The organism is Qipengyuania sp. RANM35 (assembly GCF_041021145.2).
Classification (GTDB): Bacteria; Pseudomonadota; Alphaproteobacteria; order Sphingomonadales; family Sphingomonadaceae; genus Qipengyuania; species Qipengyuania soli.
The window spans coordinates 1,132,489-1,151,363 of record NZ_CM196433.1 but is presented as its reverse complement, the minus strand read 5'-3'; the positions used below and the strand labels follow the sequence as shown (position 1 = coordinate 1,151,363).

The following is an 18,875-nucleotide window of genomic DNA, read 5'->3' as shown; positions in this document are numbered from 1 at the left end:
AACCCAGTCTCGAAAAGAAACCCTAAGGGGTCTTCTTGCGCATGTCACCCAGTTGGCTGACCGGCACGGTCTCTTTGAAAGTGTGGGTGATGTAGGGGAAGGGAATCTCGATGTGCGCTTCGTCGAGCGCCGACTTGATAGCGCGGACGACCTTGTCCTTGCTCTCCCAACACGAGCGCGGTGTCGATCCGGCCCACCACCGCACCAGGAAGTCTACCGAGCTAGCGTTGAACTCCTGCGCAAAAATGTCGACCCCCTTGCTTGCAAGCACCACATCGACGCCTTCCACTGCACGGCGGATGATGTCGGCGGCATGGTCGAGATTGGTATCGTAACTGACCCCGACGACGATCTCATGCCGGCGCTGGTCGACGTCGGTCAGGATCTTGACCGGGTTCTTGAACAGTATCGAATTCGGTACGATCGTCAGCTCGCCCGAGAGCTTGCGGACGTGCGTTTCGCGCATGTTTATGTGTTCGACCTTGCCAGCAATGCCTTCGCATTCGATCACGTCTCCGATGCGCATTTTCTCGCGCACCATGATCAGTACGCCGGCAAGGAAATTCTCGAAAATGTCCTGAAACGCAAAGCCGATCGCCACCGCACCTATCCCTAGGCCAGCAAGCAGGCTGGCGGGGGTAAGCTCGGGGATGACTACGACTGCGGCGACGAAGATGCCGAAAACCCAGATCGACAGGCGCACCAGCGTATCGACAAGCGTCTTGAGGCTGGCACGGATGTCGGTCCGTCCGACCAGCATGTCAGAGATGCGCACGGCGAAGCGCGCCGTAATCCAGGTCAGGAAAAGGACGAAGACTGCAATAGCGAGTGCGGGCAAGCTTTCGACGAAGCCTTCCCCCATCTCCTGCAATTGGTCGCGCAGGGTGGCGATATAGTTCACGCGTGCAAAACTCCCTTTGCAGGGCAACGGGAATGCCTGCGAAAGGGTTCCGGAATACTAAGGACTAGTCCTTAGCAGTCGTTATCCAACACCATGTTCCTTGCGCGCGATCTCGTGCAGCCAGTCGGCATGACGCGGAGCCTTCTTGGTCCGGCTCCATTCGTCCAGCATAAGCGGCGCGACGCGCTTCAGCTCGGCATACTGCTCGTCAGTACCGATGTCGGTCGCCAGCTCGACGCGGTGGCCGTTGGGGTCGAAGAAATAGATCGACTTGAAGATGCCGTGGTGCGTCGGACCGAGGACGTCGATGCCGAGGCTTTCGACATGCTCTTTTGCGGCCAGCAGTTCCTCTTCCGAGCCCACGCGGAAGGCGAGGTGCTGGACCCATTGCGGCGTGTTTTCGTCCCGGCCCATTTCGGGCTGATTGGGCAGCTCAAAAAAGGCGAGGACGTTGCCGTTACCCGCGTCGAGAAAGACATGCATGTAGGGGTCGTAGGCCCCGGTCGAGGGAACATGATCCTCCGCAAAGGCGGTGGTGTATTCCATGCCGAGGACCTTGCCGTACCAATCGACGGTCTCTTTCGCATCCTTGCAGCGGTAGGCAGCGTGGTGGATGCCGGATGGCTTGATCGCGCTCATTCCGCCGGTTCCTTCTCCACGTTCAATACACCGCGCTTGATCTGGTCGCGTTCCATGCTCTCGAACAGTGCCTTGAAGTTGCCTTCGCCGAAGCCCTCGTCACCCTTGCGCTGGATGAATTCGAAGAACACCGGACCGACCTGTGCTTCGGCAAAGATCTGGAGGAGGAGGCGAGGGGAACCGCCCTCGGTCGTGCCGTCGAGGAGAATGCCGCGCATCTTGAGCTCGTCGACCGGCTCGCCGTGTTCGGGCAGTCGCTCGGGCAGCATCTCGTAATAGGTTTCCGGCGGGGCGGTCATGAAAGGAACACCCAGCTTCTTGAGGTTGTCCCAGCAGCCGACGAGGTCGTCGCAGATCAGCGCGATGTGCTGGATGCCCTCGCCGTTGAACTCGCGAAGGAACTCCTCGATCTGGCCCTTGCCGCCTTCGCCTTCCTCGTTGAGAGGGATCCGGATCTTGCCGTCGGGGGCGGTAAGCGCTTTTGAGGTCAGGCCAGTGTACTCGCCCTTGATGTCGAAGAAGCGGATTTCGCGGAAGTTGAAGAGCGTCTCGTAGTAGTCCGCCCAGTATTTCATGCGCCCGTTGTAGACGTTGTGCGTCAGGTGGTCGATCACGTTGAAGCCGGCGCCGACCGGGTGTTTCTCGACGCCCGGGAGGTATTCGAAATCGATGTCGTAGATCGAAAGGCCGTTGCCTTCTGCGTCCTCGTAACGGTCGATCAGGTAGACGATGGCGCCACCGATACCGCGGATCGCGGGAATATGCAGTTCCATCGGGCCGGTCTGGACCGCGACGGGCTCCGCACCGCGTTCGAGCAGTTCGGCATAGGCCTTTCGCGCGTCACGGACGCGGAAACCCATGCCACAGGCAGAGGGGCCGTGTTCGCGGGCGAAATACCAGGCGGCGCTCTTGGGTTCGTAGTTGATGATGAGGTTGATCTGGCCCTGGCGCCAAAGATCGACATCCTTCGAACGGTGCTTGGCGACCAGCGTGAAGCCCATTGCCTGGAACACGGGTTCGATCACGCCTTTTTCCGGCGCGCAGAATTCGACGAATTCGAAGCCGTCGAGTCCGATGGGATTGTCGAAGAGATCAGCCATTGTCACCCTCTGGAATGCTGGATTGGTTTCGTTGGAAAATAGTTACACCTGAAACCGGTTGCTGTCAAGAAAGGTAGCCGCAAATGACGCGCACGGTTCCGATTGCACGACGAGCCGTTGCTTGGCATCCTCTCGCCCAGAGGAGAGCAGGTCATGTTCAAGGTGAAGGGCATCAATCACATCGCGCTGGTCTGTCGCGATATGAAGGAAACGGTCGAATTCTATTCCGGCGTACTTGGCATGCCGTTGGTCAAGACCGTCCAGTTGCCGGACGGTGGCCAGCACTTCTTCTTCGACTGTGGAGGTGGGGCTGCAGTGGCCTTCTTCTGGTGGAAGGACGGACCGCCAGCGGCCCCCGGCATCGCCTCGGTCAAGAGCTTTCCCTATGAATCAAAAACCGCGGTCGGATCGATGAACCACATCGCCTTCGACATGGAGGAAAGCGAGCTGGAAGCGGCCGTCGACAAGCTCCAGGCAGCCGGCATTCCCCATACCCATGCGGTTGTGAATCACGACGACAGCCAGATGGGCGTTGCGCAGGAGATGCACGATGGCGTGTTCGTTCGTTCGGTCTATTTCACCGACCCCAACGGGATAATGATGGAATTCGCCGCCTACACGAAGGAGTTCACGCCCGAGGACGTGCGCCACGAGCCTGCGACGGTGGACGCCTGATGCCCCGCCTGCGCGAGATCCCGCGCGACGAGGCCGATGCCGAAGTCGCGCTACCGCTTTACAAGCTGCTGTTCGGCGAACGCGATCCGGTCACCGATCCCGGCACCGACACGGGCACGCCGGGGGATTGGTGGACCGTCTTTGCGAATTCGCCCGATACCCTCCGGCACGCGGCGCAGGGCTTCGGGTACTACCGTAATCCCGCTCGCCAGATCGACCCGGTCCTGCGGGAACTGGGGCAGACCTGGGCGGGCTATGCCGTCGGCAGCCAATTCGTGTTCTCACAGCATTGCAAGAGCTTACGCGGACTTGGTGTAAGCGATGAGAAGATCGCTGCCGTGCCGACCTGGCAAACCAGCGATCTCTTCGACAAACGCGAACGGCTCGTTCTCGCATATGCCGACAGGCTCGTGACCCACAGGGGCAGGGTGCCCGACGCACTGTTTGCCGAACTGAAGGCCGAATTCTCGGACGTCGAGATCCTCGAGCTCACCTACATCACCTGCCTTTACGACATGCATGCAGTGATGAGCAAAGCGCTGAGGACCGAATTCGACGACCGCGACGACCCGATTGTCGAGGTCGCCGCACCGGAGAAATTCTCGGCCCGGGACTTCCTCGATACCGGTCGGTAGCAGTCCGGTAGAGGATAATTCTCTCGTCCTGTCGCGAAGGTACTTGCGCGCGACTCCGGATTGTGATTCTGTGTCTCAATGCGGCGCGGCAAATCCATGATGGCATTACGAAAAGCCAAGGTCTCCCAACACGGAGCCCTTGCCGCACTGCTCGTCATGGGCGGGATTGCCATCGCGGGGCCTTCGGGCCTGCTGGCATGGAGCGAGAACCTGCGCGTTCTCGACCAGCGCAAGGCCCAGCTTGCTGCGCTCGAGAAAGAACGTGATGCGCTGGCCAACAAGGTCGAACTGCTCGACCGCGATCACGCCGATCCCGACATGGTCGGCGAGCTGCTCCGTAGCCAGTTGAACGTCGTCCACCCGGACGAAGTCGTCATCAAGCTCGAAGACTGATCCACCCGTAAACCGGTCCTTTCCGTAAGGGTTTTCGTATGCATTGCTCGCCGGTTGTTGCGCGGGCGCGCGGGCTGTGCCTATAGGCCCGTGCATATTCCTCCCCGGAAGAACAAGGATCCGAAGTCTTGGCAAAAGCCCCCCGGAGCAAGAAGACCGCCGCGAAGTCAGCAGCTGAAGACACAGTTGGAGGCAGGGACTTCGTCCTGCATTCGCTGCAGGAAAAGCTGGAAGACGACCGTCGCTATGGCGCGAGCAAGGAGGAGATGCTCCACTTCTACGAGCAGATGCTCCTCATCCGTCGTTTCGAGGAACGGGCAGGGCAGCTTTACGGCCTCGGCCTCATCGGTGGCTTCTGCCATCTCTACATCGGCCAGGAAGCGGTCGCTGTGGGTCTCCAGTCGGCACTGACCGAGAAGCTCGACAGCGTTATCACGGGCTATCGCGACCATGGTCACATGCTCGCTTATGGCATCGATCCCAAGGTCATCATGGCCGAGCTGACCGGTCGCGAAGCCGGTATCTCGAAAGGCAAGGGCGGGTCGATGCACATGTTCTCGACCGAGCATAAGTTCTACGGCGGCCACGGCATCGTGGGCGCGCAGGTTGCGCTGGGTGGCGGTCTTGCCTTGGCGCACCAGTACAGCGGCGACGGTGGCCTGTGCCTTGCCTATTTCGGTGACGGCGCGGCCAACCAGGGCCAGGTCTACGAGACCTTCAACATGGCGGCCTTGTGGAAGCTCCCGATCGTCTTCGTGGTGGAGAACAACCAGTACGCCATGGGCACGGCGGTCACGCGCAGTTCTGCCGAGACCGAGTTCTATCGCCGCGGGACCGCGTTCCGCATTCCTGGCATGAAGGTCAACGGCATGGACGTGCTCGAAGTGCGCCAGGCGGCCGAGATCGCATTTGCTCATGTCCGTGCGGGCAATGGCCCGGTGCTGATGGAATGCGAGACCTACCGTTATCGCGGCCACTCCATGTCCGACCCGGCCAAGTACCGCACCCGCGAGGAAGTGCAGGACGTGCGCGAACACAAAGACCCGATCGAGGGCCTGAAGAAGACCCTGATCGAGCAGGGCAGCAGCGAGGACGATTTGAAAGCGATCGACAAGGACATCCGCAAGGTGGTCAGCGAAGCGGCGGACTTCGCCGAGAATTCGCCCGAGCCGGAGGCTGCCGAACTCTACACCGATGTTCTGGTGGAGGAGTATTGAGCCATGGCTATCGAACTGAAGATGCCCGCACTGTCGCCCACCATGGAAGAGGGCACGCTGGCCAAGTGGCTCAAGTCCGAAGGTGACGAGATCGCCATCGGCGACATCATCGCCGAAATCGAGACCGACAAGGCGACCATGGAATTCGAAGCCGTCGATGAAGGCACGCTCGGCAAGATCCTCGTCGCGGAGGGCACCGAGGGCGTGAAGGTCGGTACCGTTATCGCGATGATTTCGGGTGAGGGAGAGGATGCCGTCGCTTCCGCCCCCGAAGCCGCGCCAGCTGCAGACATCCCGGGCGAGGGCAAGGACGTGGGCCGGGAGCCGAGCGAAGCCGAAATCACGAAGCCGGTTCGCAAGGTCGACGTGAAGGACCCCGACGTGCCCGAGGGCACCAGCTTCACCTCAGTCACCGTGCGCGAAGCACTTCGCGATGCCATGGCCGAGGAAATGCGCCGTGACGAGCGCGTCTTCGTGATGGGCGAGGAGGTTGCCCAGTACCAAGGTGCCTACAAGGTCACGCAAGGCCTGCTCGACGAGTTCGGCCCCAAGCGTGTCATCGACACGCCGATCACGGAATACGGCTTTGCCGGCATCGGCACCGGTGCCGCCATGGGTGGCCTACGTCCGATCGTCGAGTTCATGACCTTCAACTTTGCCATGCAGGCGATCGACCACATCATCAACTCGGCAGCCAAGACGAACTACATGTCCGGTGGCCAGATGCGCTGTCCGGTGGTGTTCCGTGGCCCGAACGGCGCGGCAAGCCGCGTCGGTGCACAGCACAGCCAGAACTATGGCCCCTGGTACGCCAGCGTTCCCGGCCTGATCGTCATTGCGCCCTATGACGCCGCCGACGCCAAGGGCCTGATGAAGGCCGCGATCCGTTGCGAAGACCCCGTCGTCTTCCTCGAGAACGAGCTCGTCTACGGTCGCAGCTTCGATGTGCCGGATATCGACGACTACGTCCTGCCGATCGGCAAGGCACGCATCATGCGCGAAGGTTCCGACGTGACCATCGTCGCCTACTCGATTGCCGTGGGCCTCGCGCTCGAAGCAGCCGAGCAGCTGGCGGGCGAGGGGATCGACGCCGAGGTCATCGACCTTCGCACCCTCCGTCCGCTCGACAAGGAAGCGATCCTGACCTCGTTGGCCAAGACAAATCGTCTCGTCATTGCAGAAGAAGGCTGGCCGACCTGCTCAATCGCTTCGGAAGTGATTGCGATATGCATGGAGGAGGGTTTCGACCACCTCGATGCACCCGTCACCCGCGTCTGCGACGAGGACGTTCCGCTGCCCTATGCGGCAAATCTCGAAAAGCTGGCGTTGATCGATACGCCGCGCATCGTGAAGGCGGCGAAGAAGGTCTGCTACCGCGACTGATCGCCGCTGCCTCTCGGCCTACTCGTCGATGACGAAGATCGAACGGGTGAACTTGAGCTGGGGCGGAGTGATCGGAATGATCGGCATGTAGCTGGGCGGGGTGTAGGTCACGACCAGCGTCTTTTCGAACGTGCCATCGACACGCGAGGCAGCCACTGGAGTGACCGTGGCGGCGAAGCTCGACTGCAGCAAGTAGGGTGCCTTGGTCGCGATGCCCTTGGCATAGGTTTCCAGCGCGGCGTCGGTCACCTCGTTCTTCTTCTGGTATTCGATCACCGCATAGCGGGCCGTGTCCGATGCAATGCCGCGCATGGCATTGTACGACTGCATGGCAGAACCGACCTGGATCACGCCGAAAATCATCCCGAATATGAGGGGCGCCAGAATGGCGAACTCCACCACGGTCGAGCCGCGGACATCGTGGCGGAGATGAGCAAACAGAGCGCGCATCACGACACCTGTACCCTTCGAGTAATGTCGTACTGGATCGTGCGACCGACGCCGAAACTGGTCCAGATCGGCGTGTAGCTGTCGAGCATGCGGATCTCGATATACTCGGAGATCTCGTCGTTGGTGCCGCAAGCCGTGCTCGCCGAAACCAGCGTCGTGCTGGCGTTGCAGCGATACTGTGTCGTAAGAGTGACCTTGTTGGTCGCCAGGCCTGCAGAGCTTTCCACGATTGCCTCGATCTTGGCTTTCTCCGACGCGTCTCCGGGCGGGTTGGCCAGCACCACGGCCGCAGCTTCCGCGGCAGCCGATTGAAGCTCACTGTTGCGCGCCACGATGCGGCTGACCTCGAAGCCGCCGAGGATCAGGATGGCCAGGACCGGCAGGACAATAGCCGTTTCGATGACCACAGTGCCGCGATCGCTCCGCAGCAGTCGGATGAGGGCGGCGATCACGACACCAGCCTCACGCGCGTTCCGCCACCGCCTACCACCACATCGGGTTCCTTCCCGACTGGACAAAGGGTCGTCAGGTCGGCGGTACCGCTGATCTGGATCGTATTCGACATGAGCATGAGGCACTGGCTGCTGGCGCGCATATGGCCAGCCAGCTGCACGTCGCTGCGCGGCATGTAGACAATGCCGTTCAGTTCGAAATTCGCGCCGCCGTTGATCTTGCTCTTGGCCGAACCGGCCGAACTTGGATCTTCGAAGATCAGCATGCCGGCAATCTTGGTGGCCGTTTCCGAGTCGACCCCTGCGGCTACCATCTCGGTCGAAGACATGGGCGAAAGGCTGACTTCGGCGCCGCCATTGATCTGCAGTTCGGCTCCGCCCTTGAGGACGAAGAGAACGCCGCTGCCGATCAGCTTGTTGCCGGCGTTGAGTTTGAACTTGCCGCCATTGATCACATAGATCCCGCTCGACAGCACAGTATCGCAGCTGATCTCGAAGTCGGTGTAGGTGCCGGGCTGCATGGCTCCCGCAGCTGCCGTCTCCTGCACGATGTTCGAATATTCGTACTTGGTCGTGGAGGATTCCTCCTCCCAGATCGTGTCCGGACCGTTGCCCGTCTTCTTGTAGGGACCGACTACCTTGAGGTCGGAAGTGTAGTCGACCGGCTGACTCGTGAAAGTCATCGACAAGGTGGTCGTGATCGTCGTCGTCGGGGCCTGGGCACCCGAGTAGGTGTAGACACCGGCCTTGACGGCCTTGGCCTCGGTCTGGCCCTTGTAGTACTTGTAGGTGGCGTACTTGGTGGCCTTTTCGTCGGCCGTCCACTTGCCCGTCGAATATCCGCACGACAGCGTTCGCGGCGTGGAGTTGTCAGGGGGCGTGATCCCCTCGAACGGATCGATCAGGTCTTCGAGGTTCTCAACCACGGCGGCGTTCTCGAACGCTCCGGAACCGTCACTGATGCTGCCGCCGGAAATCGCGAAATTGATGTCCTGCGGGCCGCTACCTCCATTGGTGCGAACCGAGGTCGCGGAGGTCGACCGTGCTCCGACGCCGCATTTCGCATCGACTGTCGGATCGCCATTGAACCAGAGCGCGGAATTGGCCGTGGTGTTGAGCGCGTAGAGGCACGGGTTGTATTCCTCGAGCTCTTCGAACGAGGCTTGCGCCTTGACCGCGACGTCCGTTGCAGAACCGATCAGAAGCTTGCTGAAGGGCAAGTTCGTGGTGATCTTCGCAGTCACAACCACGCTGTTCTGCTTGTCGTCCCCGTAATCCTGGATGTCGTAGGTAAGGGTAGGGGAGTAGCCTGAGGTGGTCGACAGATTGGCACTGAATTCCTGCAACGCGCGCGTCTTGTAGTAGACGCCCTTGTCGCCATTGCCTCGCGCCCATGCCCCGGCGACCGCTGCCTGGTCGACTGCGTACTGAAGCTCGCGCTTGAACATGTAGTACTGGGCCAGATCGACCCCCAGACCTGCGCCACCGAAAATGACGGGTGCGCCCATGGCAGTAAGCATCAGGGCATTGCCGCTGACGTCTGCGCGAAGTGCTCGCATCAAGCGGCGCAAGCGAATGTCGATCATAATAGCCCCACGTTGTCCCGTTCCGGTTCCGGGATTTCGGAGCAAACACCTAGTTCGACAGGGTAAAATCGAGGTTAATGACTGCCTCGGAAGACCCTGAGGAAGAGTTGGACCTCTAGCTCGAAGGGCTGCCTGGCGTCTTTCGCATTTCAGTCATTACCAATTACCGGGTTCCGGAAATTAAGACCTTCGTTACCGAGCGAGAATGGCGTAAATTCAATGGCTTGAGCGGATAAGCGGGCGGAAATTTCAGCCGGATTTAACCGTCCTCTTTCAGCATTTTCCAAGGCGTCCGTGGCATAAGTAGGTCGAGCCGGTCGAAAGGATGACCAATAATGTTCGAGAGTGCCAAGACCTTCCTGCGCAGCCTTCGCAAGAGCACGCAGGGCAATGTCATGACCCTCATGGGGCTTTCCATGGTGCCGCTGGTGGGGACCGTCGGTCTTGCCGTCGATGGTGCGCAGTGGATCACCTGGAAGCGCGAACTTCGCAGCGCCGCCGATGCCGGTGCGATCGCGGGCGCAAACTCGCTCAAGGCCGGTGGTAACGCCGCGGCCGTCGACACCGCCGTCCGCAAGGTTCTGGGCTACAACAACCAGCGCGCCTACACGATCAATGCCATCGAAACGCCCCCGACCACCGGCAAGTTTGCCGGTCAGAAGGGCATGGTTCGCATCGTCCTGTCGACCAAGCAGAAGCTACCCTTCTCGAGCATGTTCCTGAAGACCACTCCGACCATCAGCGTCGAAGCTGTCGCACAGGCGTCGAGCGAAGTGGTGAACTGCATGATCGCCCTGGCGAACTCCGGTTCGGCGCTGAGCATCACGGGTTCTGCCTCGGTCAACATGAACTGCGGCCTGCAGTCGAACTCAAACTTTGATGCGACTTCTTCGGACACCATCAAGGCCGGTGCGCTTTCTGCAGTCGGTACAGTCAATCAGGGTAACAGCATCACGTCCGACACGGCGATCAATAACGGCGTCGCCGCATCGGCCGATCCTTTCGCCAATCTGGTGTCCAACCCTAACCAGGTCTGCAGCAACTGGCCTTTGATCTCGGGCAACAACAATACCCTGAGCCCCGGTTGCTACAAGGGAATCCAGATCCAGGCCAACGCCAAGCTTACCCTCAATCCCGGCACGTACTACCTCGGCGAAAAAGGCCTCAGCGTCGGCGGCAATGCGACTGTGATCGGCAACGGCGTGACACTGGTCTTCACCAACACGGATGCGGTGTTCAACAGTTCGAAGATCGGCACCTTCAGCGCACAGGGCACTTCGAACCTCCAGCTTACCGCTCCGTCCTCTGGCTCGTATGCTGGTATCCTGATCCACCAGGACAGCCGCACGCCGCTCGGCAACGGAACCAACGGCGGCTTCGCTGTGACCGGAGATTCCAAGTCGCAGTTCGACGGTGCGATCTATGCCCCGAGCACCCGCGTGACCTTCACCGGCAACAGCGGCATGACGACCGACTGCCTGCAAATCATTTCTCAATACATCTCCTTTAGTGGGAACACCTCGGTGTCGAACAGCTGCCCGTCGGGTCGCGGCGTGGTGTCCTTCACCGGCGACAAGTTCTTGAGGATGCGTCAGTGATTTCGAGGATTGCAAAGCGACTGGCGAGCGAGACACGCGGTAACGCGACGCTCGAGCTCGCCTTCGCGACGCCGATCCTGCTGACGATGGCCCTCGCTTCGGTCGATGCGACCATGGGCTTCATGCACCGCATGAAAATGCAGCAATATGCCCAGGTCGGCGCGGACTACATCTACGCGAAGATGGAATCCGTCCCGCTCGATCCGGTCATCAAGGCCGAAATGGTCCTGGCGACGGGACTTCCGGCCAACAAGATTACGGTCACGTCATGGATCGAATGCGACTCTTCCAAGGCGAACCAGACCCTCGGCATCTGCAACAAGGCTACCGCAGTAGTGACCAAGTTCGTCAAGATCGAGGTCAAGGACACATACACACCGATCCTGAACATCCCGGGGTACGCGAACTACGTGAAGTCGTTCGATTACACGGGCCACGTCACGGTGCAGACCCAGTGAGGGGGCTGCTGCGCAACCTTGTTGGCGACCGGAAGGGTGCCGCCGCCGTCGAGTTCGGTCTCGCGATCCCGGTCGCGCTGGTCATGCTGCTCGGCGCCCTCAACATGGGCATCTACCTCTATTTCAAGAACTCGATGACCACGGCGATCGACGAGACGGCTCGCGCAGCCATTCTCTATCCGCAACCGAGCGATGCCGAGCTTTCAACGAAGTTCGAGAGCAATCTCCTGACCGCCAAGAAATTCGGTTCAGCCGCAGTCACCCTGACGCGGGGAACATCGACGGACGGTCGCAAGTACGTCGAGCTGGTGGGTACGGGCAGCTACAAGGTGAACCTCGTGTTCGTGAACCTTGGCTCGCTGCCGGTTCGCTCGACTCGTCGCGCCTACTTCCAGGAGTGATCCTTCGCCCGAGCTTGAATGTGTGCATGCTTGCGCCATAAGCGCGGCATGAACGCTGCCGAGAGCCCACTTCCTCCTGAACTCGAACTGGCAATCGCCCACTCCAGGCCCGACGATCGGGCGGCGTTGAAGGCGATGTTCGAGCTCGATCGCAACCTCGGCCGCGCCGTTGCACAGGCGAGCGAGGCAATCGTCGGCCAGTTGCGGCTCGCCTGGTGGCGCGATGCTATTTCCGCTCCCCTCCATGAACGTCCGACAGGCAATCCGCTGGTCAATGATATCGGGACCGCCTTTGGTGCAGCCTCTGCCGAACTTGCCTGCCTGGTCGACGGGTGGGAGGCATTCCTTCTGGCGGAGAGGCTCGACGAGTCCTCCATTAATCCGCTTCTCGAAGGTCGTGAGAAGGCTTGGCTAACCTACGCCGGGCACACGCAGGTTTCCGCCGATTTCGAGCCGGAAATCCGCCGCGCAGCGCGACTTTGGTCGATTGCCGATCTGGCCGCAGGGGTGCGCGGTGCGAGCGATCGCGCCGCTCTCGTTGCAATTGCCGGGACGGTGCCGGCGCAGGGCCGTCGCCTTCCTAGCAGACTGCGTGGGCTGGCGATCCTTCAGGCACTTGCCGGCCGGTCGCTCAAGCGCGGGGGCGGCCCGCTCCTGTCCGACAGGGGAGCCGCACTCACAGCGTTGCGTTCGATAGTGTTGGGGCGCTAAGGCGTTGCAGTCATTCGGAAATTGGGGGCGCGCGTGAGAGGTGTCGTATTGGGGAGCTTCGCCACGCTTGCGCTCGGCGGCTTGGGAATGTTCTGGTGGCAAGGAAGAGCGCAGGTCGAGCAAGCTGCACCGCCGCCGTTGGCCGCACCGGCTACGGAACCGCTCCCCGAAGTTCCCGAAAGCGATCCTGGTAACATGCTCGGTCCCGAGCCGCCCGAAGCAAGCGAGCTGACCAGGGAACAGCAACGCTTCTTCCGCTATGACCGAAATCGCGACTGGCGGGTCAGCCGAGTGGAAATGCTCTCGACGCGCAGCGATGCTTTCCGCAAGCTCGACAAGGACGGCAATAACCTGCTCGATTTCGAAGAATGGGCAGTGGCGACTGTAGACAAATTCGAGGGCGCCGACGCCGACAAAGACAACCAGCTAACGCCGGCCGAGTTTGCGACAACGAAGCCGAAGCCGGTAAAGAAGCGGAAGTGCGCCTGCTGATCAGGCGTCAACCAGCGCGCTGCTGGCGATCCAGTCCCTGAGGTCGGCCTTGGCGCGGCCAGTATAGGCTTCCTTGCGCACCTTCTTGCCCACATCGTGGAGCGGCGGGAACAGGCCGAAATTGACGTTCATGGGCTGGTAGGTCTCCGCCTCCGCATCCCCAGTGATGTGTGCCAGCAGCGCGCCAAAAGCGGTGGTGCGGGGCGGGGCGCTCCACTCGCGTCCGGCGAGTTCGGCTGCGGCCATCATGCCCGCCATCAGCCCGACGGCAGAGCTTTCCACATAGCCCTCGCAGCCAGTGACCTGCCCGGCGAAGCGGATATGCGGCGCATTGCGCAGGCGCAGCTGGCGATCGAGCACCATGGGTGAATTGAGGAAGGTGTTGCGGTGGAGGCCGCCAAGCCGTGCGAACTCGGCATTCTCGAGGCCGGGGATGGTGCGGAAAAGCTCGACCTGCGCCGCATATTTGAGCTTCGTCTGGAAGCCGACCATGTTCCACAGCGTGCCAAGCTTGTTGTCCTGCCGCAGCTGGACGACTGCATAGGGCCAGCGGCCTTGCGGGAATTCGTCAGAGGTGTCGAAGGGGTTGTCGAGCCCGACGCCCTTCATCGGGCCGTAGCGCAAGGTTTCGACCCCGCGCGCAGCCATCACCTCGATCGGCATGCACCCGTCGAAATAGGGCGTGTCCTGCTCCCACTCGCGGAATTCGGTCTTCTCACCATCCATTAAGCCTTGGTGGAATGCGAGATACTGCTCCTGGGTCATCGGGCAGTTGATGTAATCGCCGCCCTCGTTCGAGGCCTCGGTGCGCTTGTTCCAGCGGGACTGGATCCAACATTTCGACATGTCGATGCTGTCGCGATGGATGATGGGGGCGATGGCATCGAAAAAGGCGAGGCGGTCCTGCCCGGTCGCTGCAACGATGCTCTCGGCGAGCGACTGAGCGGTAAGAGGGCCGGTTGCGACGATGGTGGGACCGGAGGCGGGAAGGGCATCGATCCGCTCGCGTACGACCGTGACATTGGGATGGCTCTCCAACGTACGCTGCACCTCTTCCGAGAAGACATCGCGATCCACAGCCATCGCGCTGCCTGCGGGGACGCGAGCAATCTCACCGGCACGCATGACCAGGCTGTCGAGCTGGCGCATCTCGTAATGCAACAGACCAACCGCGTTTTTGTCGCTGTCGTCGGACCGGAAGCTGTTCGAGCACACCAGTTCTGCGAGGCCGTCGGTCTGGTGGGCAGGCGTCATGTCGCCCGATCCGCGCATTTCGGACAGGCGCACGCGGAAGCCGCGCTGGGCCAGCTGCCAGGCCGCTTCGCTTCCGGCGAGGCCGCCGCCGATAATGTGGATATCGTGGGTCATTGGCGGCGCAGTTAGGCTTGCATGGTTGGCCCATCAAGCCCTAGCGCTCGCCAAGAGGGGAGTTCCATGCCCAAGCGCGCACTTGCCGAACATCGTCCGTGGCTGCTGGCGAGCCTGACAGCTTCGCTGGCATTCTATTTCGTAACCAGGGACTGGCTGCCGCTCGCGCCGGTGCCCGAGCTGTATCTAGCGCTGATCAAGGGAGCCGGCGTAGGTTTCCTCGCCGTATATGCATGGGTTCGTCACCCGGAGCGCGATGCGAAGGTGATATCGCTGGTCATGTTGCTCGGCGCACTGGGTGATGCCCTGCTCGACCTGTTCTTCGAGGTAGGAGCAGGTTTCTTCCTGGCAGGGCACTTCGTCGCCAGCGTTTTCTACCTCCAGCATCGACGCAAGGCTTATCGCAGGAGCCAGATCGGGGCTGCCGTCGCTCTCCTTGTCGCGACCCCGCTGATATCGTGGCTTCTTACCCGCGAGCCTCTTGTCCTGCTCTACTCGGTGGGTCTGGGGATCATGGCGGCGACGGCATGGGCGAGCCGGTTTCCGCGTTATCGGGTCGGGATCGGCGCAGTGCTGTTCGTTATCTCGGACTGGCTCATTTTCGCTCGCATGGGGGTACCAGCGATGAAGCCTGTAGCCGATTGGCTCGTCTGGCCGATCTACTACTCGGGCCAGTTCCTCATCGCGACGGGTGTGATCCAGACCCTGCGCAGGGACCGTAACCGCCCCTAGCCGGCGAAGGCGGCGATGGTAGTGCGGTGCAGCTCGCGCCGGTGGCCTTCATAGCCCCCGGTTGCCTTGTGCAGGACAGCCCGGTTGTCCCACATGACCAGCATGTCAGACTCCCAGCGATGGCGATAGACGAACTCCTCTCGTGACTGCCATGCGGCAAGTTCGGCGAGGAATGGGAATGCCTCGGTATCGTCCATCCCCTCGATCCCGACGATATAGCCTAGCGTGGAGTAGAGGCACTCCTCACCGGTTTCGGGGTGACGCTGGACCAGCGGGTGGGTTCGGGTCTCGCGGGCACTTTCGCCCGGGCGAATGGCCATCGAGCGGCCCTTGTCTTTCTCCCCGTAAGTTCCGTCCGGGGCATAGGCCAGCTTGGCGCTGTGAATCGCCGTAAGCGAGCGCAGGTAGTCCTTGCGATCCTCGGGCAGGGCGGCAAATGCCGCGCCCTGGTCTGCGAACAGCGTGTCACCGCCCGTCGGCGGAATGTCGATCGCCAGCAAGCATGTCCCCGCAGGGGGACGTTCGAGGAAACTCCAGTCGCTGTGCCAGTTCTCGGCAAAGAGCGGGGTCGTCTCATCCGCTTCGCGCAGGATAGCTGCGATGTTGCGGCGGCCCTCGATGGGCGCAAAGAACGGGTCCTCTCCAAACCCGCCCATCAGCTTGGTGAAGGTCTCGAGATCGTCATCGTCGAGCGACTGCTCGGCGAATGCCAGCACCTTGTGTTCCAGCCACATGGCGCGGATTTCGCGTACCTGATCGGGCGTCAGGGTCTGAGAAAGGTCGAGCCCGGACACGCGTGCGCCGCACGCCCGTCCACTGGGCTCGACCTTTATCGTCATCCGCCGGGTTCGCCTTCGATATTCTTGTCCGAGTGCGCAGTGGTGTAAGGCTCTGTGTCCTTGGCGGCAAGGTCTGCCATTTCCTCGGCCACTGCCTCCTCGGCAGCGTTCTCCGGCTCCTCGGTCTCGTCGATCAGCGCCGCGCCGACGACATGCTCGCCCGCAGCGACATTGAAGATGCGGATGCCTGCGGAACCGCGGCCGATGATACGGAAACCGCCCGGATCCTCGCCTTCCAGCATGTGGCGGAAGTCGATCGGCAAGCGGATCAGCTTGGCCTGATCGGTGACGAGCATCAGCTGCGAGCCATGCTTGACCGGGAAGCTGGCGACCACCGGACCGTTGCGCTCGGGATTGCTCTCGGGAGTACCGATATTGGTGAGACCCTGGCCGCCGCGGCCGATTGTCCGGTATTCGTAAGCGGACGAAATCTTGCCGTAGCCATTGGCGGTAATGGTGAGGACGAATTCCTCGCCTTCTGCCATCCGGGCAACTGTCTCATCGTCGAGAGCGGCCTCTGCGTCGTTGTCCTTCCACGGCGCGGCGCGAAGATAGGCATCGCGCTGCTCCGTCGTCCATTCGCCGGCATCGAGCACCGCCATCGAGACGACCTTCTGCCCGTCCTTCAGCTTCATGCCGCGCACGCCGATGCCGGTGCGGCTCTTGGTCTCGCGCGCGTCGGTGGCGGAGAAACGGATCGCCTTGCCCGCATCCGAAGCCAGGAAAATCTCCTGCTCCTCGGTCAGCAGTTCGACCCCGATCAGACGGTCACCGCTGCCTTCGACGAAGCCCATCGCGTACTTCCCGTTCGAAGGCACGTTGGTGAAGGCATCCATCGAGTTGCGGCGGACCATGCCCTGTTCCGTCGCGAAAACGATGTTGAGATTGCTCCACTCGTTTTCGTCTTCGGGCAGGGGCAGGACGTTCGTCACTCGCTCCTCGTCACCGAGCGGCAAGAGGTTGACCATCGGACGCCCCTTGGTCGTGGGTCCGCCCTCGGGCAGTTTCCATACCTTCATGCGATATACGCGACCGGTGTTGGTGAAGAACAGCACCGGGTTGTGCGTTGAGGTGACGAACATCTCGACGACGGCATCCTCGTCCTTCGTCGCCATGCCGCTGCGGCCCTTGCCGCCGCGGTTCTGCGCACGGAAGGCGTCGAGCGGAGTGCGCTTGATGTAGCCGCCATGGGTCACGGTCACGACCATGTCCTCGCGCTCGATCAGGTCCTCGTCCTCGAGGCCGTCCCAGGCGGGAGCGATTTCGGAGACACGCGGGGTCGCGTAGTTGGCGCGGATTTCCTGCAGTTCCTCGCGCATGACGCCGTAGAGCTTCACGCGGTCGGCGAGGATCGAGAGGTATTCCTCGATCGCGATGCTGAGCTCCTTGAGCTCGTCGCCGATCTCGTCGCGACCCAGCGCGGTCAGGCGATGCAGGCGCAGGTCGAGGATCGCCTTAACCTGCCGTTCGGAGAGGCGGTAGGTGCCGCCGTGTTCGTCCTCGGTCGGTTCGATGGCCTCGACCAGCGCAATGTACTGGGCGATGTCGCCGATCGGCCATTCCTTGGCGAGCAGCTTGGCGCGGGCGTCGGCGGGGTTCGACGAACCGCGGATCATCGCCACGACCTCGTCGAGGTTCGAAACCGCGACCACGAGGCCGAGCAAGATGTGCGCCCGTTCGCGTGCCTTGTTCAGTTCGAACTTGGTCCGGCGGGTGATCACCTCTTCGCGGAAACCGATGAAGGCCTGGATGAACTCGCGCAGGGTCAGGGTTTCGGGGCGGCCGCCACGGATGGCGAGCATGTTCGCGGGGAAGCTCGCCTGCGCCGGGGTGTAGCGCCAGATCTGGTTGAGCACGACCTCGGGCGAGGCATCCCGCTTCAGGTCTACAACGACGCGAACACCTTCACGCGAGGATTCGTCACGAATGTCGGAAATACCCTCGATCCGCTTGTCCTTCGCCGCCTCGGCAATCTTCTCGACCAGCGAGCTCTTGCCGACCTGGTAGGGAATCGAGGTAAGGACGATCGACCGGCGGTCATTGCGGCCGGTCTCGAATTCGTGGCGTGCACGCATCAGGATGGAGCCGCGCCCGGTAGTGTAGGCCGCTCGCGAACCGGACTTGCCTAGGATCAGCGGTGCGGTCGGGAAATCCGGACCCGGGATGATCTCGAACAGTTCCTCGCTAGTGATCGCGGGGTTGTCCATGAATGCGAAGCAGCCGTCGATGACTTCGCCGAGATTGTGCGGCGGGATGTTGGTCGCCATGCCGACCGCGATGCCGCCTGCGCCGTTGACCAGCAGGTTGGGGAACCGGGCAGGGAGGACCGTGGGCTCCTGCCGCGAACCGTCATAGTTGTCGGTGAAGTCGACCGTGTCCTTGTCGAGATCGTCGAGCAGTGCGTTGGCGACGCGTGCAAGGCGGGCTTCGGTATAGCGCATCGAAGCCGGCGGATCGGGGTCCATCGAACCGAAGTTGCCCTGACCGTCGATCAGCGGGACGCGGAGCGACCAGTCCTGCGTCATGCGGGCGAGAGCATCATAGATCGCCGCGTCACCGTGGGGGTGGTAGTTGCCCATCACGTCGCCGACGATCTTGGCGCTCTTGCGATAGGGGCGCCCGGCGACGAATCCGCCTTCCTGGCTGGCGAAGAGGATGCGCCGATGAACCGGCTTCAACCCGTCGCGCACATCTGGAAGCGCACGGCTGACGATCACGCTCATCGCGTAATCGAGGTAGCTCGTCTTCATCTCATCGACGATGTCGATGCGGGTATATTCGCCGCCATCGAAGGCGGGAGGGTTCAGGACTTCGGTATCGTCTGACAAAACGCTGTTTTCCGTAC

At 61.6% G+C, this 18,875-nt stretch carries 20 protein-coding genes; 11 read left to right on the top strand and 9 right to left on the bottom strand.

Annotated features, from left to right (window positions below):
* Positions 1 to 22: 22 nt before the first annotated feature.
* The 3 genes from RAM60_RS05825 to hppD form a co-directional block, all read right to left on the bottom strand.
* Positions 23 to 901, bottom strand: a complete 879-nt coding sequence (locus tag RAM60_RS05825) for a mechanosensitive ion channel family protein (protein WP_369025191.1) — start codon at positions 899 to 901, stop codon at positions 23 to 25.
* An 81-nt stretch (positions 902 to 982) separates the two neighbouring features.
* Positions 983 to 1,540: a VOC family protein gene (locus RAM60_RS05820; protein ID WP_369025192.1), complete on the bottom strand. Its 558-nt coding sequence runs from the start codon at positions 1,538 to 1,540 to the stop codon at positions 983 to 985.
* Complete coding sequence (gene hppD / locus RAM60_RS05815; protein ID WP_369025193.1) at positions 1,537 to 2,640, bottom strand: 4-hydroxyphenylpyruvate dioxygenase; 1,104 nt, start codon at positions 2,638 to 2,640, stop codon at positions 1,537 to 1,539. The genes RAM60_RS05820 and hppD overlap by 4 nt, the downstream gene beginning before the upstream one ends.
* Positions 2,641 to 2,793: 153 nt before the next feature.
* Here hppD and RAM60_RS05810 point away from each other — a divergent pair, with 153 nt between their 5' ends.
* From RAM60_RS05810 to RAM60_RS05790, 5 genes are all read left to right on the top strand, one after another.
* Positions 2,794 to 3,315, top strand: a complete 522-nt coding sequence (locus tag RAM60_RS05810; RefSeq protein ID WP_369025194.1) for a VOC family protein — start codon at positions 2,794 to 2,796, stop codon at positions 3,313 to 3,315.
* Positions 3,315 to 3,950, top strand: a complete 636-nt coding sequence (locus RAM60_RS05805; RefSeq protein WP_369025195.1) for a carboxymuconolactone decarboxylase family protein — start codon at positions 3,315 to 3,317, stop codon at positions 3,948 to 3,950. The genes RAM60_RS05810 and RAM60_RS05805 overlap by 1 nt, the downstream gene beginning before the upstream one ends.
* A 96-nt stretch (positions 3,951 to 4,046) precedes the next feature.
* A complete protein-coding gene (locus RAM60_RS05800; protein WP_246450018.1) occupies positions 4,047 to 4,343 on the top strand; it encodes an FtsB family cell division protein in 297 nt (98 codons plus the stop codon).
* Between the two features lie 128 nt (positions 4,344 to 4,471).
* Positions 4,472 to 5,560 (top strand): pyruvate dehydrogenase (acetyl-transferring) E1 component subunit alpha, encoded by a 1,089-nt coding sequence (pdhA, locus tag RAM60_RS05795; protein ID WP_369025196.1) that lies wholly within the window; start codon positions 4,472 to 4,474, stop codon positions 5,558 to 5,560.
* 3 nt (positions 5,561 to 5,563) lie between these two features.
* On the top strand, positions 5,564 to 6,943 hold the full coding sequence (locus tag RAM60_RS05790) for a pyruvate dehydrogenase complex E1 component subunit beta (RefSeq protein ID WP_369025197.1): 1,380 nt from the start codon (positions 5,564 to 5,566) through the stop codon (positions 6,941 to 6,943).
* 18 nt (positions 6,944 to 6,961) lie between these two features.
* Here the strand turns inward: RAM60_RS05790 and RAM60_RS05785 are convergent, their stop codons facing one another.
* The 3 genes from RAM60_RS05785 to RAM60_RS05775 are packed head-to-tail and all read right to left on the bottom strand — an operon-like array spanning position 6,962 to position 9,431.
* On the bottom strand, positions 6,962 to 7,393 hold the full coding sequence (locus RAM60_RS05785) for a TadE/TadG family type IV pilus assembly protein (protein ID WP_369025198.1): 432 nt from the start codon (positions 7,391 to 7,393) through the stop codon (positions 6,962 to 6,964).
* Positions 7,393 to 7,845 (bottom strand): TadE/TadG family type IV pilus assembly protein, encoded by a 453-nt coding sequence (locus tag RAM60_RS05780; RefSeq protein WP_369025199.1) that lies wholly within the window; start codon positions 7,843 to 7,845, stop codon positions 7,393 to 7,395. The genes RAM60_RS05785 and RAM60_RS05780 overlap by 1 nt, the downstream gene beginning before the upstream one ends.
* Complete coding sequence (locus RAM60_RS05775; protein WP_510640329.1) at positions 7,842 to 9,431, bottom strand: Tad domain-containing protein; 1,590 nt, start codon at positions 9,429 to 9,431, stop codon at positions 7,842 to 7,844. Before RAM60_RS05775 ends, RAM60_RS05780 begins: the two co-directional genes overlap by 4 nt.
* A gap of 335 nt (positions 9,432 to 9,766) precedes the next feature.
* Between RAM60_RS05775 and RAM60_RS05770 the strand changes: the two genes are divergently transcribed.
* Genes RAM60_RS05770 through RAM60_RS05750 form a run of 5 tightly spaced genes read left to right on the top strand, consistent with a single transcriptional unit; the run spans position 9,767 to position 13,091 of the window.
* The gene (locus RAM60_RS05770; RefSeq protein WP_369025201.1) at positions 9,767 to 11,029 is read left to right on the top strand and encodes a pilus assembly protein TadG-related protein; all 1,263 of its coding nucleotides are present in this window, start codon (positions 9,767 to 9,769) and stop codon (positions 11,027 to 11,029) included.
* Entirely contained in the window at positions 11,026 to 11,487 is a 462-nt protein-coding gene (locus tag RAM60_RS05765) for a TadE/TadG family type IV pilus assembly protein (protein WP_369025202.1), read from the top strand. The genes RAM60_RS05770 and RAM60_RS05765 overlap by 4 nt, the downstream gene beginning before the upstream one ends.
* The gene (locus tag RAM60_RS05760) at positions 11,484 to 11,888 is read left to right on the top strand and encodes a TadE/TadG family type IV pilus assembly protein (RefSeq protein WP_369025203.1); all 405 of its coding nucleotides are present in this window, start codon (positions 11,484 to 11,486) and stop codon (positions 11,886 to 11,888) included. The genes RAM60_RS05765 and RAM60_RS05760 overlap by 4 nt, the downstream gene beginning before the upstream one ends.
* 48 nt (positions 11,889 to 11,936) lie before the next feature.
* Complete coding sequence (locus RAM60_RS05755; RefSeq protein WP_369025204.1) at positions 11,937 to 12,599, top strand: hypothetical protein; 663 nt, start codon at positions 11,937 to 11,939, stop codon at positions 12,597 to 12,599.
* 33 nt (positions 12,600 to 12,632) lie between these two features.
* On the top strand, positions 12,633 to 13,091 hold the full coding sequence (locus tag RAM60_RS05750; protein WP_200983843.1) for an EF-hand domain-containing protein: 459 nt from the start codon (positions 12,633 to 12,635) through the stop codon (positions 13,089 to 13,091).
* On the opposite strand, the gene trmFO is transcribed toward RAM60_RS05750, so the two are convergent.
* The gene (gene trmFO / locus RAM60_RS05745) at positions 13,092 to 14,459 is read right to left on the bottom strand and encodes a methylenetetrahydrofolate--tRNA-(uracil(54)-C(5))-methyltransferase (FADH(2)-oxidizing) TrmFO (RefSeq protein WP_369025205.1); all 1,368 of its coding nucleotides are present in this window, start codon (positions 14,457 to 14,459) and stop codon (positions 13,092 to 13,094) included.
* 66 nt (positions 14,460 to 14,525) lie between these two features.
* On the opposite strand from trmFO, the gene RAM60_RS05740 reads away from it, so the two are divergent.
* Positions 14,526 to 15,191, top strand: coding sequence for a lysoplasmalogenase family protein (locus RAM60_RS05740; RefSeq protein WP_369025206.1), 666 nt, complete (start codon positions 14,526 to 14,528; stop codon positions 15,189 to 15,191).
* Here RAM60_RS05740 and RAM60_RS05735 read toward each other — a convergent pair.
* Both RAM60_RS05735 and gyrA read right to left on the bottom strand, forming a co-directional pair.
* Positions 15,188 to 16,030 carry a TauD/TfdA dioxygenase family protein gene (locus tag RAM60_RS05735; protein WP_369025207.1) on the bottom strand — a complete coding sequence of 281 codons (843 nt, stop codon included), beginning with the start codon at positions 16,028 to 16,030 and terminating at the stop codon, positions 15,188 to 15,190. The two genes, RAM60_RS05740 and RAM60_RS05735, sit on opposite strands and share 4 nt — an antisense overlap.
* Entirely contained in the window at positions 16,027 to 18,858 is a 2,832-nt protein-coding gene (gene gyrA, locus RAM60_RS05730; RefSeq protein WP_369025208.1) for a DNA gyrase subunit A, read from the bottom strand. Before gyrA ends, RAM60_RS05735 begins: the two co-directional genes overlap by 4 nt.
* Positions 18,859 to 18,875 lie beyond the last annotated feature (17 nt).